The organism is uncultured Eubacterium sp., assembly GCF_945980375.1.
Lineage (GTDB): Bacteria > Bacillota > Clostridia > Oscillospirales > Acutalibacteraceae > Eubacterium_R.
Map to the genome: position 1 here is coordinate 1 of NZ_CAMFQO010000032.1, position 16384 is coordinate 16384.

General features: G+C 40.1%; 17 protein-coding genes and 1 pseudogene. 8 read left to right on the top strand and 10 right to left on the bottom strand.

The features are described 5' to 3' along the window. Positions 1-110: 110 nt before the first annotated feature. From Q0P34_RS07535 to Q0P34_RS07545, 3 genes are all read left to right on the top strand, one after another. The gene (locus Q0P34_RS07535) at positions 111-449 is read left to right on the top strand and encodes a cupin domain-containing protein (RefSeq protein WP_078767824.1); all 339 of its coding nucleotides are present in this window, start codon (positions 111-113) and stop codon (positions 447-449) included. 496 nt (positions 450-945) lie between these two features. Beyond that, entirely contained in the window at positions 946-2442 is a 1497-nt protein-coding gene (locus tag Q0P34_RS07540; RefSeq protein WP_294955067.1) for an MFS transporter, read from the top strand. Between the two features lie 18 nt (positions 2443-2460). Further along, positions 2461-4122, top strand: coding sequence for an alpha-glucosidase (locus tag Q0P34_RS07545; RefSeq protein WP_294955069.1), 1662 nt, complete (start codon positions 2461-2463; stop codon positions 4120-4122). A gap of 64 nt (positions 4123-4186) precedes the next feature. Here the strand turns inward: Q0P34_RS07545 and Q0P34_RS07550 are convergent, their stop codons facing one another. The 3 genes from Q0P34_RS07550 to Q0P34_RS07560 are packed head-to-tail and all read right to left on the bottom strand — an operon-like array spanning position 4187 to position 7095. Then, positions 4187-4852, bottom strand: coding sequence for a hypothetical protein (locus Q0P34_RS07550; protein ID WP_294955071.1), 666 nt, complete (start codon positions 4850-4852; stop codon positions 4187-4189). An 11-nt stretch (positions 4853-4863) separates the two neighbouring features. Next, the gene (locus Q0P34_RS07555) at positions 4864-5625 is read right to left on the bottom strand and encodes a DUF5058 family protein (protein WP_294955073.1); all 762 of its coding nucleotides are present in this window, start codon (positions 5623-5625) and stop codon (positions 4864-4866) included. A gap of 3 nt (positions 5626-5628) precedes the next feature. Continuing rightward, positions 5629-7095: a M20/M25/M40 family metallo-hydrolase gene (locus Q0P34_RS07560; protein WP_294955075.1), complete on the bottom strand. Its 1467-nt coding sequence runs from the start codon at positions 7093-7095 to the stop codon at positions 5629-5631. Between the two features lie 550 nt (positions 7096-7645). On the opposite strand from Q0P34_RS07560, the gene Q0P34_RS07565 reads away from it, so the two are divergent. Both Q0P34_RS07565 and Q0P34_RS07570 read left to right on the top strand, forming a co-directional pair. Next, the gene (locus Q0P34_RS07565; RefSeq protein WP_294955077.1) at positions 7646-8146 is read left to right on the top strand and encodes a transposase; all 501 of its coding nucleotides are present in this window, start codon (positions 7646-7648) and stop codon (positions 8144-8146) included. Between the two features lie 286 nt (positions 8147-8432). After that, the gene (locus Q0P34_RS07570; protein ID WP_294955079.1) at positions 8433-8999 is read left to right on the top strand and encodes a PIN domain-containing protein; all 567 of its coding nucleotides are present in this window, start codon (positions 8433-8435) and stop codon (positions 8997-8999) included. Between the two features lie 130 nt (positions 9000-9129). Here the strand turns inward: Q0P34_RS07570 and Q0P34_RS07575 are convergent. Further along, positions 9130-9231: pseudogene (locus tag Q0P34_RS07575) on the bottom strand (lactoylglutathione lyase); the annotation flags it as partial. A gap of 2 nt (positions 9232-9233) precedes the next feature. Next, positions 9234-9737: a hypothetical protein gene (locus Q0P34_RS07580; protein ID WP_294955081.1), complete on the bottom strand. Its 504-nt coding sequence runs from the start codon at positions 9735-9737 to the stop codon at positions 9234-9236. Between the two features lie 459 nt (positions 9738-10196). On the opposite strand from Q0P34_RS07580, the gene Q0P34_RS07585 reads away from it, so the two are divergent. Beyond that, entirely contained in the window at positions 10197-10382 is a 186-nt protein-coding gene (locus tag Q0P34_RS07585; RefSeq protein WP_178667143.1) for an alpha/beta-type small acid-soluble spore protein, read from the top strand. 75 nt (positions 10383-10457) lie between these two features. Here Q0P34_RS07585 and Q0P34_RS07590 read toward each other — a convergent pair whose 3' ends face one another. Further along, positions 10458-12095, bottom strand: coding sequence for a DUF3048 domain-containing protein (locus Q0P34_RS07590; protein WP_294955085.1), 1638 nt, complete (start codon positions 12093-12095; stop codon positions 10458-10460). Positions 12096-12260: 165 nt separating this feature from the next. On the opposite strand from Q0P34_RS07590, the gene Q0P34_RS07595 reads away from it, so the two are divergent. Then, positions 12261-12884 (top strand): hypothetical protein, encoded by a 624-nt coding sequence (locus tag Q0P34_RS07595; RefSeq protein WP_294955087.1) that lies wholly within the window; start codon positions 12261-12263, stop codon positions 12882-12884. A gap of 41 nt (positions 12885-12925) precedes the next feature. Continuing rightward, a complete protein-coding gene (locus Q0P34_RS07600; protein ID WP_294955089.1) occupies positions 12926-13117 on the top strand; it encodes a hypothetical protein in 192 nt (63 codons plus the stop codon). 113 nt (positions 13118-13230) lie between these two features. On the opposite strand, the gene Q0P34_RS07605 is transcribed toward Q0P34_RS07600, so the two are convergent. The 4 genes from Q0P34_RS07605 to ptsP form a co-directional block, all read right to left on the bottom strand. Next, positions 13231-13572, bottom strand: a complete 342-nt coding sequence (locus Q0P34_RS07605; RefSeq protein ID WP_294955090.1) for a hydrogenase maturation nickel metallochaperone HypA — start codon at positions 13570-13572, stop codon at positions 13231-13233. After that, the gene (gene hypB, locus Q0P34_RS07610) at positions 13572-14243 is read right to left on the bottom strand and encodes a hydrogenase nickel incorporation protein HypB (protein WP_294955092.1); all 672 of its coding nucleotides are present in this window, start codon (positions 14241-14243) and stop codon (positions 13572-13574) included. Before hypB ends, Q0P34_RS07605 begins: the two co-directional genes overlap by 1 nt. Beyond that, positions 14236-14490, bottom strand: coding sequence for a hypothetical protein (locus tag Q0P34_RS07615; RefSeq protein WP_294955094.1), 255 nt, complete (start codon positions 14488-14490; stop codon positions 14236-14238). The genes hypB and Q0P34_RS07615 overlap by 8 nt, the downstream gene beginning before the upstream one ends. 149 nt (positions 14491-14639) lie before the next feature. Then, a complete protein-coding gene (ptsP, locus tag Q0P34_RS07620) occupies positions 14640-16250 on the bottom strand; it encodes a phosphoenolpyruvate--protein phosphotransferase (RefSeq protein WP_294955096.1) in 1611 nt (536 codons plus the stop codon). Positions 16251-16384: the final 134 nt, after the last annotated feature.

The window sequence follows — 16384 nt, forward strand, 5'->3', positions numbered from 1 at the left end:
CGCAGTTAATCCTTTCGGATTAACGAGTATTTTAACGTAGAGTAAGGGCAATATCCACCACGCTAAACCGTGGTTCAGATTATTACCGTTACCCTAAGGAGGATAAATCAATGGCATTTATAAAAAATGTAAATCACGAGGAAGTATTTGCCTTGGCAAATCAAGTGACTGTTCAGCCCGGACAGGTAGTAAGCAAAACCTTGGCACAAAACAGCGCAGTCAGCGTAACGTTGTTTGCCTTTTCGCAGGGCGAGGAAATCGGCACACACGACTCAACAGGTGATGCAATGGTTACTGTTTTAGAGGGAACAGGACAGTTTACCGTTGACGGAAATGTGTATCTCTGCAACGCAGGTGAAGCTATTGTTATGCCTGCTAAAAAGCCACACGCAGTCTATGCTCCAACTGATTTCAAAATGCTTTTAACAGTAGTTTTCCCACTTGAATAGGTAATAAAATAATCGAGAGTATTAAAATTGTTGCCTTTTGGAGAATGTATCAAAGAGCAAATTAATAATTTAGAAATTAGATACGAAAATGTAAAAATAGATAATTATGTTATTATGCCTAATCATATACACATTCTGATGAGGATAGAAAATCAGACGGGAGGAGCAAGCCCCTCCCCTACAAATTTCTGTTGCAACAACATTGCGCAATATTTAGTTATGTGCCAACCTTGGCATTAAAAAAATAAATATTTGGTCCGTATATTAAAACTCCTTTGTGGTATGTTGTGCCACAAGGGAGTTAATTATTTGAAAATATATATCAAGAATTACGGTAAAATTTCGAGCCAATAGCCGTCGGGGTCTTCGATGAAATAAATGCCCATTTCGTGATTTTCACATCGGTTTTATTATTTGTGAAAAATGCCTAAAAAACCTTTATTTTTAATGATGATTATAGTATAATCGTAATATAGATTGTACGGAGGTTTTAGATATGGCAGATTGTGTGTCTGAAAAAAATGCCGAAAAAAAGTATGTTTCTAAAAAAGAGCTTGTAAATTTTCTTGCAGGTATTTCGGGTCAAAACCTTGTTTATTCGCTGATTGGCGGCTCCTTCTTTACATATTTTATGACGGATATTGCTCTGTTTCCTGCAATAACCGTATCGGTATTGCTTATTGTTATGAAGGTGTGGGACGGTATTAACGACCCGATTGTAGGCTCATTTATTGACCGCCATACCTTCAAAAACGGTGAAAAGCTGCGACCGTTTTTGAAATACACACCGCTTCCCGTTGGCGTGTTTACCGTTTTGCTGTTTCTTGTGTTCAGCACAAACGAGAATTTGCTTTGGCTTCGGGTATCGTATTTCATCATAATGTATATCTGTTGGGATTTGGCATATACCGTTCAGGATGTTTCCGTGTGGGGAATTACCGCCGCAGTATCGCCTAATTCCTCCGAGAGAGACAGATTTGTTCAGTGGTCAAGAACTATCGGCAGTATGGTTTACGGTGCCTTCAGTACCGTTATTCCTATGGCACTTGAAATGATTGCCAATGCAAAGGGAATGAGTATGTCGCTTGTTACCTTGGTGTTTGCGATTATATTCGGTTTAGGCGGCTCAATGCTCAGCTACCGCTGCTCATATGCCCGGGAAAGAATTGCCGTCAACAAGGACGATCAGCAGGAAACTCTGCGTGAAAGCTTTATGCTTTTGTTCAAAAACAAAATGCTTTTGCTTGTAACGCTTTCAAATCTTTTCGGCTCTTTCGGCTTCGGCATAAGCCTTGTTACATATTTCTTTAAGTATGAAATTCCGTCGGATTTTCTCGGAAACGGAATTATCGGCGCGCTGGGACTTACAACTATTTACTTTATCATTACCGGCTTGCCGAGCTTTATCGGAATGTTGTTTGCCGATTGGATGAAAAAAAGACTTGGCGGATATGTTAATGTTCTTATACTTATTCAGGTGTTTAATATCGTTGCAAGAGCAATTGCATTTTTCGTTGGCTTTGAGGGAAAAAGGCTGTGGATTTCAATGATAATAATCGGCATAGGCAGTATTCCGTCGGGTGCGTCGTCAATAGCGCAAACATCAATCTTTTGCGACAGTATTGACTATATGGAGTGGAAAACAGGCAAGAGAACAGAGGGCATTACCTTTTCTATGCAAACCTCCTTTACAAAGATTTCAAGCGGCATAACATCAGGACTTGCAACCCTTGCACTTCATCTTCTCGGCTATAAGGCTATTGATAATGCGGCAAATTATTTAGGCACTCAAACAGCCGCCTTTGATAGCTGGATTTGGCCTCTTGTAGTTCTTACTCCTGCCGTTGCAAGCGTTTTGTTTATAATTCCGCTTCTGTTTGTTAACTATACAAAGGAAAAAAGAGCACTTGTGGAAAGTGACCTTAACGCTCGCAGAAACGGCTTGGCAGAGTCAGGGGAATCACCCTATGCTGAAAACAGACAAAAAGACTGAAAGGATATATAATTTATTATGAAAGATTGGTACAAGGAATTAGTTGTTTATCAAATTTGGCCTCGCTCTTTCTGCGACGGAAACGGCGACGGCATAGGCGATTTGCAGGGCGTTCTCTCAAAGCTTGACTACATAAAGGATTTAGGCTGTAACTGTATATGGTTTTCTCCTCTTTATCCCTCGCCCAATGCCGACTACGGCTACGATATTGCCGACTATAAAAATATAAATCCCGAATACGGCGACCTCGACCTTTTCAAAAAAGTTTTAGACGAAGCTCACAAGAGAGGAATTAAGGTAATTATGGACCTTGTTGTTAATCATACCTCCGACGAGCATCAGTGGTTTATTAATTCAAAGGATCCAAAATCTCCGTATCACGATTATTATATTTGGCGCAAGGGAAAGAAAAACGGCAAGCGTCCGCCGAATAACTGGCTTTCTTGCTTTGAGGGCGGTGCATGGGAGCAGGACGAAAAATCGGGCGAATACTATCTTCATGTGTTTGCCAAGAAGCAGCCGGACCTTAACCACGATAACCCAAAGGTAAGGGAGGAGGTTAAGGATATTATGCGCTTTTGGCTTGATATGGGTGTTGACGGCTTCCGTGAGGATGTTATAACCTTTATATCAAAGCGACCGGGTCTGCCAAACGGATTTCCTATTCCTGCCGCCTGCGGAATTGAGCACTATATGGATGGGCCTAATATTCATCAGTATCTTCAGGAATACCGCAAGGTAACTGATATGTACGACTGCTTTACCGTTGGTGAGGCTCCTATGATGACTCCTGCAAAGGCCCTCAATTATATTGACGAACGCCATAAGGAGCTTGACTTAATGTTTCATTTTCAGCATATCGAGGCAGATTGCTTTATGGTTGATTATATTCAAACGAAATTCGATTTGCGAAAAATGAAAAGAGCCTTTTCCGATTGGCAAAGAAAAATCAACGGCAGAGCGTGGAATACCCTTTATATCGAAAATCATGACCACCCGCGCATTATATCGCGCTACGGCAGTGAAAAATACAGAACAGAGTCAGGCAAAATGCTTGCCAATATGTATATGCTTCAGCAAGGAACAGCCTTTGTTTATCAGGGGCAGGAAATAGGTATGCTCAATACCGAGCTTGATTCTCTCGACGAATACGAGGATTGCTTCGTAAAGAATAATTACAATGTTGCACGAAACAAGGTGCATCTTAACGAGGAAAAATGCTGGCAGTGGGCAGTTAAGTCAACAAGAGATAACTCAAGAACACCTGTTCAGTGGAATGCCGAGGAAAACGCAGGCTTTACAACAGGCAAGCCCTGGTTTCCCGTAAACAAAAACTATACCGAAATTAACGCCGAAAACGAAGAGAAAAATCCAAACTCAATCTTAAATCACTATAAGAAGCTAATTAGATTTAAGCGTGAAAATGAGGTGGCAATTTACGGCGATTACAAGGAGCATTACAAAAGCTCCTCAAAGCTATATGTTTATGAAAGAAATTATAAGGGCAAGCGATTGCTTGTAATTAATTCCTTTAGTGATGAACGGGTACCATTTGAAGCACCTAAGGGCTTTGATTTGGAAAAAGGAACACCTATGCTTTGTAATTACGATAATCCCGCTGTTCAGGGCAACGGCTTTATGCTCCGCCCATATGAAACAAGAGTGTATTACTTTGAATAACAATAATTGATCAAAACAAAAACAGGCTTGGATTGATGTCCAAGCCTATTTTTGTATGTGCTTTTTATTTTACAATCTTAAGCTTATACATAATAAGTGCAGAGATTATGCTAACAACAATTGTAATAAAAATCAGTGTTCCCACTGCAAATGACGGTGCAAAGCAGTAAACAACAACACCTGCAACTATAGGAAAAATAGAAAGCCTCCAATACTTTGAAAAATAGGAAGCGCCCAAAGCACCGAAAAGCGCAGGAATAACATAATCAAAGGCAGGCTTTATAGGTGAGTCCGCTGCGGTGATTTTCGGCAGAAACGGTGCAAAAAGCAAAACGCCTGCTGCAATAACAATCGTTGTTGTAATAGAGGACGCACCGATGGCTATTGTTGAAATCAGCTCACCCTCCTCCTCGGTGGCTTTAACCTTTGCTCTGTCCATTGCGTTCAGCGCACAGGGAAGCTTAAGATTTGTAATATTACCCGTAACAAAGGAAAGATATGTTCCTCCTGCGCCAAGCATAGGAGTGTATGTAATTACTTCAATTACAGCCGTGCTCCAATAAATCGGAATAACCGAAAGCAACGCCTTCCAAAGCACATTAAGCTGCGGAAAAGCGTCATAGTACAGAGAGAAAATCAGCGGCACGGAAAATAAAACCGCTATGGCAGTAATCGACCAAATACTGCCCCAGGTATGTACCTTGTCTGAATAAGCTCTTTCTTTCTTCATTTTCTCCCCTCCTATCTCCAGGTGAACTGCACAATTTCAGCGGGCAGAACCTGTGTAAATAATACTGCAATGCCCATAGCTCCGAACATTGCAAGAGGAAGAACAAAGGGCTCAAGCTTTTTAAGCTGCTTTTTTCTGCAAAGGTAATCAAGAGCAATAGTAAAAATCATTGCCGAAAGCAAAACGGAAACGGACATAAAGCCTGCCGCAGGACCGTCGCTTGGCTTGCCTGCAATACATCTTGAAATAAACGCGGCAATAATTCCGATAAATGCGGCGGCACCGAGTATATCTCCAAGTGCGCCTGCACCCTTGCTTTTCTTTACTGCCTTGCCCATTATTGAGTGAACCTTGCGGCATATTATCGGCAAAAGAACCAGCGGAAAGCAGGAGCCTATTGTCATAGTCCATGCAACAGTGGAAAAATCCTTTTGGTCAGTAACCTCTGTAGAAATGGATGAGCCCAAAACATCAAGGGCATTTTCGGCAGCAACCGTTTCGTATGCAAGGTTTCCTATAACCGAAAGCCTTATCCACGGAAGAACTATTCCCAGCGCAGAGGCAAGTGCAAGAACGGTGGCAAGAATTGAAATTGCAGGTGCAATGGAAAACAGCACGCTTGAAATAACGGTTTGCCTAAGCTTTGCGCTTTCAATACCTATTTCCTTTGCTCTTTTCCAAGACTTAACCATAAAAAACAGGGATTGTGCAATTACGAATATTACAACCGCAATACCCATTGCATACATTATTGTGCTTTCCTTAAAATCCATAATTTATGCTCCGGTCATTATTTTTATGTAACGCTTGAAGAAGGTTACACCCTGAGTAAGCTGTTCAACGGGAATACGCTCGTTTGTTGAGTGGGTGGTTAGCAGTAAAGCCGTGTCAACCGTAAAGGGTGCAAAGCGGTAAATGTTACTGCAAACATTTTCATAGTTATAAGCGTCTGTGCCGCCCATAACAAGATACGGCGCAACAATGTTTTTCTCATCAAGCGAAACAGAAAGTCGCCTTAAGGTGTCAAATGCTCTTGTGTCGGTAGGTGAAATAAGGCTGGGCTCCTTGCCCTTTATAAATTCTATTTCAACATCATCGCCGCCCATATATTTTTCAATATGGCGTCTAACATCTTCAATGCTTTCACCGGGCATAATTCTGAAATTAATTGTTACGCTTGCGTTTTGTGGAAGCACATTTGCCGCAGGCGAGCCGTTTGCCATTGTTACTGCGGTGGTTGTTCTTACAAGGGATGCCGCAGGAGGTATTTTTGTCATAACCCTAAGAAGCAACGGCTTCAAAATATGCAGATTGCAAAAAACAACCCTGCCTAAATACGAGGTTCTTTTGCCTATGTCCGTAAAGAGATTAAATACAAAGGGCATTATCTTTGCTTTGAACTGATGATTTTCAAGGTTAATAACCTTTTTTGAAAGCTTTCCTAAAGCAGTGTGCTTCGGCGGCTGAGAGGAGTGACCGCCCTTTGCCTTAACCGTAACCCTGAAATCAGCATAGCCCTTTTCGGCAACGCCGATACCTGTTAGGTTAGCGTCGAGAATTCCCTTAACTGTTGCAGGAAGCATTGCGCCGCCCTCGTCAAGAACGCTGTCAAGGTGAACGCCTCTTTTTTCAAGAAGTGCCGCAAGCTCGTGGGCGCCGTTGTCGTGACCTGCAACAATTTCCTCATTGTGACCAAAGCAAAGATAGACGCTTCTTTTCGGCTGATAGCCCTCTTCTAAAAGAGTTTCAACGCTTTCCATTAGGCAAATAAGGTGGTTTTTCATATCAAGTGCACCTCTGCCCCAAATGAATTCGCCGTCGTTAAAGCCTTCAAATGCAGGATGCTCCCAATCATCCTCGGTACCCCTTGCCACCGGCACAACATCCTGGTGTGCAAGAAATGCAATAGGATCTAATTTCTCGTCGGTACCCTTCCAATAAAAGAGAAGGCTTGCCTTTGAAACATCCTCGACCGTTAGATTTTCATGAACGAGTGGGAAGGATTCTCTTAAAAAGTCATGAAATTTTTGAAATTCTCCCCAATCGGTTTCGTTGTCGTTTTCGTGAGATATTGTTTTAATTTGAATTGCTTTTGTAAGCTTTTCCTGTACTCTTTCGGAGTGAACAAGCTCCTCCTCAAAAGTCTCTCCCTTAACCCTGTCAACCTTAAAAAAGGCGGCTCTTATCAGCGTTATCATAATAAACGCCGTAAGCAAGGCGAGTATAACCCATAAAATCTCCATAAAAATCACCTCTGTATATCTATAAATGTTAATATACCATATTTTTCGTATTCATACAATAGCTATATCTTTTTGTAAAACTTTTGAAATCGTTTAAGAATAAAACCGCCTACACAAGATAGACGGTCTATAAGCTTAGTCAATTATTCTTTTTACCGAAAGCTTTGCCTTAAGAATGGCGTTTGCGTCGGTTGAATCGGCGTTTTTGCTTTTCAGCTTCTGCAATACCTGTCGAGCACACACAATTGACCCTTTGCACCTACAAAGCCTACTGCTTCGTAGCATTCGGCAAAACAACTGCCCATAAGCTCAAACAAGTCCCCGAACCGGACAAGCATTACAAAATCAATTACACCGTTAACTTGATGTTGATATGACGCTAAACGATTAAATAACCGAGAGTGATTCAGTCGCTCTCGGTTTTGTTGTTTATCAATTCACGAATAATATTACAAATACATTTTATATAACATTAGCAAACAAAGTTGGCAGATATTTTGGTATTGCGACAACTCTTGTATTCATTATTTATATATGATAATATGTGTTTATGGAATTACAAACAAGGAAACCTAACAGGTTAAAAAATTACGATTATTCGCAAAATGGTGCATATTTTATAACGATATGTGTTCAAGATAGAAAGCCAATATTGTCGCAGATTATCGTAGGGGAGGGGCTTGCTCCTCCCGTATTAAAATTGTTGCCTTTTGGAGAATGTATCAAAGAGCAAATTAATAATTTAGAAATTAGATACGAAAATGTAAAAATAGATAATTATGTTATTATGCCTAATCATATACACATTCTGATGAGGATAGAAAATCAGACGGGAGGAGCAAGCCCCTCCCCTACGGTATCCGATATAATATGTGCATTTAAATCATTATCAACATTAGAATGTAAGAAATTATTGCCAATAGACATTTTGTTTCAGCGTTCATACCATGACCACATCATTCGTGATGATATTGATTATCAAAACATTTGTCAATACATTGACGAAAACCCAATAAAATGGGCAGAGGATAAATATAATACAAACATTTGAGGATGAACGCTGTTCATCCTTTTTTCTTGCAATTTTATATGCTCTATGCTCCAACTGATTTCAAAATGCTTTTAACAGTAGTTTTCCCACTTGAATAGGCAATAAATAACCGAGAGTGATTCAGTCGCTCTCGGTTTTGTTGTTATGGTATTTACGGTAAAATTTCAAATGCATTTTATATAACATTAGCAAACAAAGTTGGCAGATGATTTTGGTATTGCGACAACCTTGACTTGTGTATCAATTTAAATTATAATGAAATCATGATTGATTTAGGAGAATAAATATGGGAATATATTTTGTAGATTTTGAAAATGTGAATTCTAATGGTCTTGTTGGAATTTCTAAAATTGATTTAAATGAAAATGATAAATTAGTATTGTTTTATAGTGAAAATGCAAAGTCATTGACCATAGATGTTCATAAAGAATTAGAAAAAATCAAAGCAAAAAAAGAGTATATTAAAGTTAAAGTTGGAACAGCAAATGCATTAGATTTTCAACTTGCTTCCTATTTAGGTGCAAGCGTTGGAAAGGATAATACGAAGAGATTCTTTATTATTTCAAAGGATTTGGGATTTGATGCAGTATGCGATTTTTGGAAATCAAGAAATGTAATTATTAAGAGAATTGATTCTATTAATAGCATAGATAGAAATAAAGAGGATGTTGTTAAATGTCTTGAAAAAACATTATCTGAAAAAGACGCTCTAAAAGTATATAAAATCGTTACTACATTTAAAACAAAACAAGGAATTCATAATAATTTAGTAAAAACTTTCCCAAGCAAAGACAACAAAAAGGCTTCTGAAATATACAATGCAATAAAAAATTTGATTGATGATAAAAAATAACCTTGTCACAACATTTTAGTTATGTGCCAACCTTGGCATTAAAAAATAAATATTTAATCCGGATATTAAAACTCCCTTGTGGTATGTTTTGCCACAAGGGAGTTAATTATTTGTGAATATATATCAAGAATTACGGTAAAATTTCAAGCCAATAGCCGTCGGGGTCTTCGATGAAATAAATTCCCATTTTGGGATTTTCAAAGCAAATGCATCCCATTTCCTCGTGCTTTTTATCTAATCATTCCTATCATCATTCTCATAATTGAAGCAATTATTCACTGCGTCATAATAGGATGTATCATCATCCTGCTTGTTTGCCTTTTTCTTTGATGACATAACGCCTGTGATTTTCAGCAATCCAACGCTCAATGCAACGGAAAAGAACATCACAATAGCATTTAATAAATCATCTCGCTTTTCCTGACTGAGAATAATTGCGAATGCGCCGATGATAATAGCAATTACTCCAATGCATGACCATATAACTGTGCTGTCACTCGGAGCATCGTACTGCTCGCTATCGCTTGTCGTGTTGCTCGGTGTATGAATCTTGTAATTTTTTTGATTTGAAGAATAGACATTATTTGAACCGCTATCCTCTGTTGCATTGTTATACATCTCAAACAACGCAGCATCACGAAAAGCAGTTTCGCAGCCCGTTAATTCGCCGTCGTTATTGCTGTCAAAGCAACTGTCTATCGGTGTTGAAAACGGATGAAAAAAGCTATCATTTTTCATAACATAACCTCAGTTCATTCTTTACGGTAACTTAAGATTATCACATTTTTATTTGTTTGTAAATAATACCCATTACCACCGTACACAAAACAGGACTTAAAGGTATATTTAACCGGAAAACATTTACAATTCAAAATACAGTGTGTTAAATTATCCATACAAATTAACCACGTAACATATTTATCTATATTATAGAACTAATTTGTAATGAATAAAGTGTTGCGTTGAAATTTGTAATTTTATTGGATAAGTAATCAAACTGATAATATATTTCTCACTTGTTTGAATTGTGTTTGCAAAATAACAATTTGTTTTTATATTGCCAAATATTTTCATTGTTATTTTGGATTGTGATACACAAACTATTTTTGCAATGGAAAGCAATGATTTGCAAGGGCGTGAACGGCTTTTGTAACTCATTGTGCCCTTGCAAATTTTGATAAAGAGAGGTGTTTCACAATGGCAAAGAACACAGTTCCAGAGGCTAAGGAAGCCCTTAACCGTTTTAAGATGGAAGCTGCTTCAGAGGTTGGTGTTAACCTTAAGAACGGTTACAACGGTGACCTTACCTCTAAGCAGGCAGGTTCAGTAGGCGGTCAGATGGTAAAGAAAATGATTAAGGCTTACGAAGAGTCAATGAGATAATTGTTGGCGTAAAAAAGGCGATGGGCAGTTAAATATGCTCATCGCTCTTTTGTTATTCTTTTGGTATCCTATTTTTTACTCTGTTGCGGCTGTTTGGGTGCCTGCAATCTCATAATATCCGCCGTGGTTTGATGAGCCATAGCCTATATATGTTTTACCCGGATTAAGCTTAACCTCATTGCCCTGTGCATCCTTCATCCACAGCTTACCGTTCTTTACACCCCATGTTATCTCTACACAGGTGCCCTCAGAGCACACAACACCTTTACCGCCCGAAAGCTTATAATCACAATAGGTTTCGCTATTGCCTACATGTTTATAATTATGTTTAACTATATATTCTGTTTCGTCAAGGATAAGAATAAGATTTTCCCACTCTGCTCCCGATGTGCCGAACTTTGAATCAAAATCAGTTGTAGTGTACTTATGCTTTTCGCTGTCATAAGAAAACTTTGCAAGCTTTGGGCAGTAGCTCTTTGACCACTTAAACGATACCTCATTTGCCGCGTTTGCAGAAAGAGGCGTTGCCTCCTCATTAAATGAAAATCTTGTAAACTTATTATCATTAAGCTTTAGATTAAAGCCTGATTTTTTCAGCATTTCTGCAGTATATTCGCCCATAAGGCATCCGGTATGCTCGATAGTGCTTGTCCTGCTTTTATCCCTGCTGAAATAATTGCTTGACTCTGAAAAGCTTAAAAGATTGATATGGTCGACATTATCCCTTTCAAACACAGTATCTGCACCGACATAATTATCCTTTGAACGAGAAAGACCTGCGTGAATAAACACGGAATCAAAAAGCTGTGAAAAGCGAATAAACGGCGGCCTTGCAGAACGGGTTGGACCTATCTGCTTGGGAAGCTTATTATAATCTGACCAAAAGAGAAGCAGGCGGGTTGAATATTCGCTCTCGCCCTCAAGAACAATATCCGCATCTGCCAAGCCCCACTGCGGTCTTACAGATGAGGTTGAATACTCGTTTTCTACAACAACGGCAACAGGACGCTGTGTAAGTGCCGACTCATCATAGCCCGACTCGCCCGTAAGCGGATTAACAGGACCCACCTCCTTTACAGGCTCGACAGCCTCTGTTACAACAGGCTTTGTTTCGGTAGGAGTCTGGGGAGTCGATTTGTTATTTGACATATAAAAGTAAACACCGACTGCTGCTGCAAGTGCCAATACAACAACCAACACAACAATAAATGCCGTCTTTTTCTTTGAGCCCTTATTATCTGCAGAATCAACATTTGGAAGGTCTGCAAAATGTATTGCATCCTCGGCTTCATCCTGCACCTCATCGGGTGTTTCGGCAGGTGTATCGGCAGACTCATCGATTTCTTCTGCGATGGCTTCCGGCTCCTCCTGTTCTTCGTCGGCGGTATCGGGAGTTTGATCCTCAACAATATAAAGGCTTGGCTCATCGTCAATATCGTCCGCTATATCGTGAACAGGCAAAAACTCGTCGTCAGCTTCGATTTTTTCACCAAGATTAAAAGAATCGGACTCTTGTAACGGCTCTGCCTGAGGTTGTACATCCGTCTTTGGCTCATCTGCAACATCAGGCTCGTCGGCAACGGTTTCCTCCTCTGTGCCCTTTGAGTTAAGACTATTAAGGATTTCCTCAAACTCGTTTGAATCCAAGCTGTTCTTCGACTCTTTATTATTTTTTATTTCATTCAAAATTTCTTCTAACTCATTATCATTCATAAAAAATATTCCCCTTCTAAATATAACAAACTAATTATAACACATAACAATCAAATATCTATAAAAATTACTAAATTGTAACACTTTATATAGTATTAGCATTGCTATTGAAAAGCAGGGCAAAATATTGTATAATACAAGCATCAAAGCAATGAGGAAAAAGATATGCCAAAAACAATACCTATTATCATTACAAATGATTGCATACTTGTTAAGGAAAAGGAAAGCACAAAATTTGTGACATTCAATATGCCGGGAATTGAGGCAATGCCTAACATTCCGTTTTATCATATGTTTGCAGGCAAAATTTCGGAATGTCAGTATTACTTTAAGGAATTTATGCTGAAGCTTTACGGCAAAAAGGTTAGCAAATATGTTTTTGCTATAATAGTGCCTGATGACACAACAGCACTTGAGCATATCTTTATAAACGAATTTTTCCTGCACAGCGACACCTGCAAGGCTGTCGCTCAAACAACAATGGGACAAACTCTTTCAAAGGCACACACAAAATACATTTCACTTTCCCGTTCAACCAGAAACATTGTTTTGCAATACATTAACAACAACGAAATACTTGCTCAAAAGCAGTACGACACAAACGATTTTGATGCAAAGCAAATTGCCGAAGACGCAAAGAGATTGCACATCGAGGTAGAATACTCCGGTGCGCCGATATACATCAACAATTTCAATATGAATATGGATGAATTTTTGGATATGGGGCATGTTGTCACCACCAAAGATTTCCTTGATAAAATTGCTCAAGTTGATGTTGAAAAAGCATAAAACAAACGCCTCTGCAAAAAATAATGCAGAGGTGATTTTTTATGAAAAAAAGCAAAAAGCATAACAGCCGTAACGACGACTTGGATAACACACAGGAGATAATTGATTTGAGAAAATTCTTTCATCCCGAGGTTATACAGCTTGACGAAAACGGCTCGTACACAGGCATAACAAAGGACACCTACTACGACGGTGTTTTGGAGGAGCCTATTCAGGACGCAGACGATTTATAAGCAAAAAGGCGGGTTGAACCTGATGTTCAATCCGTTTTTTTAATCCCCTCAGTCGCATAAAATGCGACAGCTCCCCTTACATCAAGGGGAGCCAAGCGTGATTGCTTTTTATCTTATTTTGCAATAATTTCCTTAATGTCAAACTGTCTGCCGGAGGTTATTTTGAGCATTGATGATTGACAGGACGGGCAATCGGGAGCAAATGAATTAACATGCCCCTCGTAGCCGCAATCAAGACATTTTGCCATTGCAGGCATAATCTCAACCGTCATTTTTGCACAGGGATAATCCGTTGTAGGGGCTGTTGCCCGCCAAGCCTCTTCAATAAATCTTGGTACAACATCGCTCATTTCTCCGACCTGCAAAACCATCTCGTCAACCTGCTGCAAGCCATTTTGCTTTACAACCTCATCAACGGTTTTGACAACCTGATATACAAGACCTAACTCGTGCATCAGTCCTTATTCCAATCGTCAATTTGTCTACGAAGCCAATTAAACCAATTATCCATTCCCTCGCCTGTTTTTGCACTGACAAAGAAAATTTCGGCAGCTGGATTAATCTTTTTTATTCTCTCGACAACGGCTGCATCATCAAAATCAAAAACGCTCTTTGTATCAATTTTATTGATAAGAACACAATCGCAAACAGAAAACATAAGCGGGTACTTAAGCGGCTTATCATCACCCTCCGGGACAGAGAGAATCATAGCATTTTTGCTTGCGCCTGTATCAAATTCCGCAGGGCAAACAAGGTTGCCTACATTTTCAAGCACAACAAATTCATAATCCGTTGCGCCAAAGCTGTCAAGTCCTTGCTTTGTCATACCTGCGTCAAGGTGACACATACCGCCTGTATGAAGCTGAATTGATTTTGCTCCTGCCTCCTCTATTGCTCTTGCGTCAACGTCAGAGTCAATATCAGCCTCCATTACGCCTATTTTGTATTCATCCTTAAGCGCAGAAATAGTTGCCTTAAGGGTTGTTGTTTTGCCCGAGCCGGGTGATGACATAAGGTTGAGCAAAAAGGTTTTATCTTTTTTTAATTGCTCACGAACAAGCTCAGCCTCCCTGTCATTATTTTCATATACCGATCTTTTTATTTCTATTACCTTAAACTCACTCATTAGTTAAGCATCCCCTTTTCTTCCTTTGTAAAGCTATTGCAAACACGGCAATAAAAAATATGTATATTGCTATCCAGCAGTAAAAGCTTTTACTGATATGTGTTCCCTTAACCGCATACACACCGACAACACCGAGCTTGCGCAAAATGTTGATTGTAAGCGCAATAAATTCATAGCACGCTACAAATCTAAACGAGCTGTAATCATACAACCTCACCCTTTTTATGTAATTATAGAATAAAAACAAAAAATAGGCAAGTAGAAATTACTTTACTGCAAACAAAAAATACCTCCTGCCGAAATGTTCACTGACAAAACGGCAGGAGTATATTTTAAGCAAGTGAAATAAACCCGAACAAGCCTAAAAGGGTTTGATTTCGGCATATTTTCGCTTGCTTAACATAGACAGATGTTTTTGCGTGTTTGTAAAATTGAGGACGGAGTAACGCTGAACTCATCAAGTCCCCATTCTAAAAGCTTTGGTATCAGTCGCTCGTCTGCGGCAGCCTCGCCGCACATACCAACCGGTATACCGGCAGCCTTTGCATTCTTTATGGTCATTTCTATGGCACGAAGCACGGCCGGCTGTGTAACATCGTACAGGTGGCTGACCTTTGCATTGCCTCTGTCAACTGCCATAGTGTAGCCGGTAAGGTCGTTTGTTCCGATAGAGAAGAACGCCGCTTCCTTTGCAAGCAAATCCGAAATTAACGCCGCTGACGGAGTTTCTATCATAACACCTACGGGCACCTCTCTGTACCTCAAGCCCTCATCGGCAAGCTCCTGACAGCATTCCTTAATAAGAGCCTTTGCCTGCTTAACCTCTTCAACGGTTGTAACAAGAGGAAGCATAATTTTTATGTTGCCGTACTGTGCGGCACGCAAAATTGCTCTGAGCTGTGTTTTGTAAAGCTCTTTGTTATCAAGGCAATATCTTATTGCTCTGTGCCCCAAAAACGGATTTTCCTCTTTTTCTATGCAAAGGTAATCAATAGCCTTGTCGCCGCCGATGTCAAGAGTGCGTATGATTACCTCCTTGTTATCCATTGCCTTGGCAACGGTGGAGTAAGCCTCAAGCTGTTCATCCTCGGTTGGCTGATGCTCTCTGTCCATAAACAAAAATTCCGTACGGAAAAGACCTATACCCTCACCGCCGTTTTGCACAACATTTTGAGCATCCTCTGCCTTGCCGATATTGCCGTATACTTTTTTTACCTCTCCGCTTTTTGTTACGGTTGGCTTGCCGAAATATTCATTAAGGCTTTCCTTTTCCTTCAGATATGCCTGCTGTTTTTGTGAATACTCGTCTAACTCGTTCTGACTCGGAGAGGTGAAAACCTTACCCTTAAAGCCATCGGCAATAAGGGTATCACCGTCACAGATACGCTCTGTAACACCTACTACGGACAAAACCGCCGGTATTCCCATTGCTCTGGCGAGGATTGCACTATGGCTTGTAACACCGCCTACCTCTGTAATAATTGCAGAAACATTTTCCCTATTTATTTGAGAGGTCATAGACGGAGTAAAATCCTTGGCTATCAGCACGGAATTTTTCGGCACTGATGCAATGTCAACTGTTTTTACACCCAAAAGTATACGAAGCAGGCTGTCCTTTATGTCACGAATATCCGACGCACGCTGGCGTGTAAGCTCATCATCAACGCCGGAAAACATATCAATAAACATTGAGCAAACGGTATCCACGCCTGCTTCGGCAGTCATTCCGTTATCTATGCTTTCTTCCATTTGAGCAAGCATAAATGGGTCCTGAAGCATTACCAGATGACCCTCCAATATTTCCGCTTCATTATCGCCCGCATTTTGCTTTAAGTTTTGGGCAAGAGTCTTTGTTTCTTCAACAAAGGCATCTACTGCTCTGTGAAGCTTTGCCTTTTCTTCTTCAGCTCCCGCATATTTAACATGCCTGTAATCAAGATTGCAATCCTTGATTACAACTGCCCTGCCTATTCCGTATCCCTGAGATGCTCCGATACCCTTTAGCATAACATTTCCTCGCTTACATATATAATTACCGCTGTGATTACTCTTCGCCGAAGCCGCTTTCAATAAGCTCGCTGACCTGTGCCATCATAGCTTCCTCGTCAGGTCCGTCACATTCCACAACAATGTCACTGCCG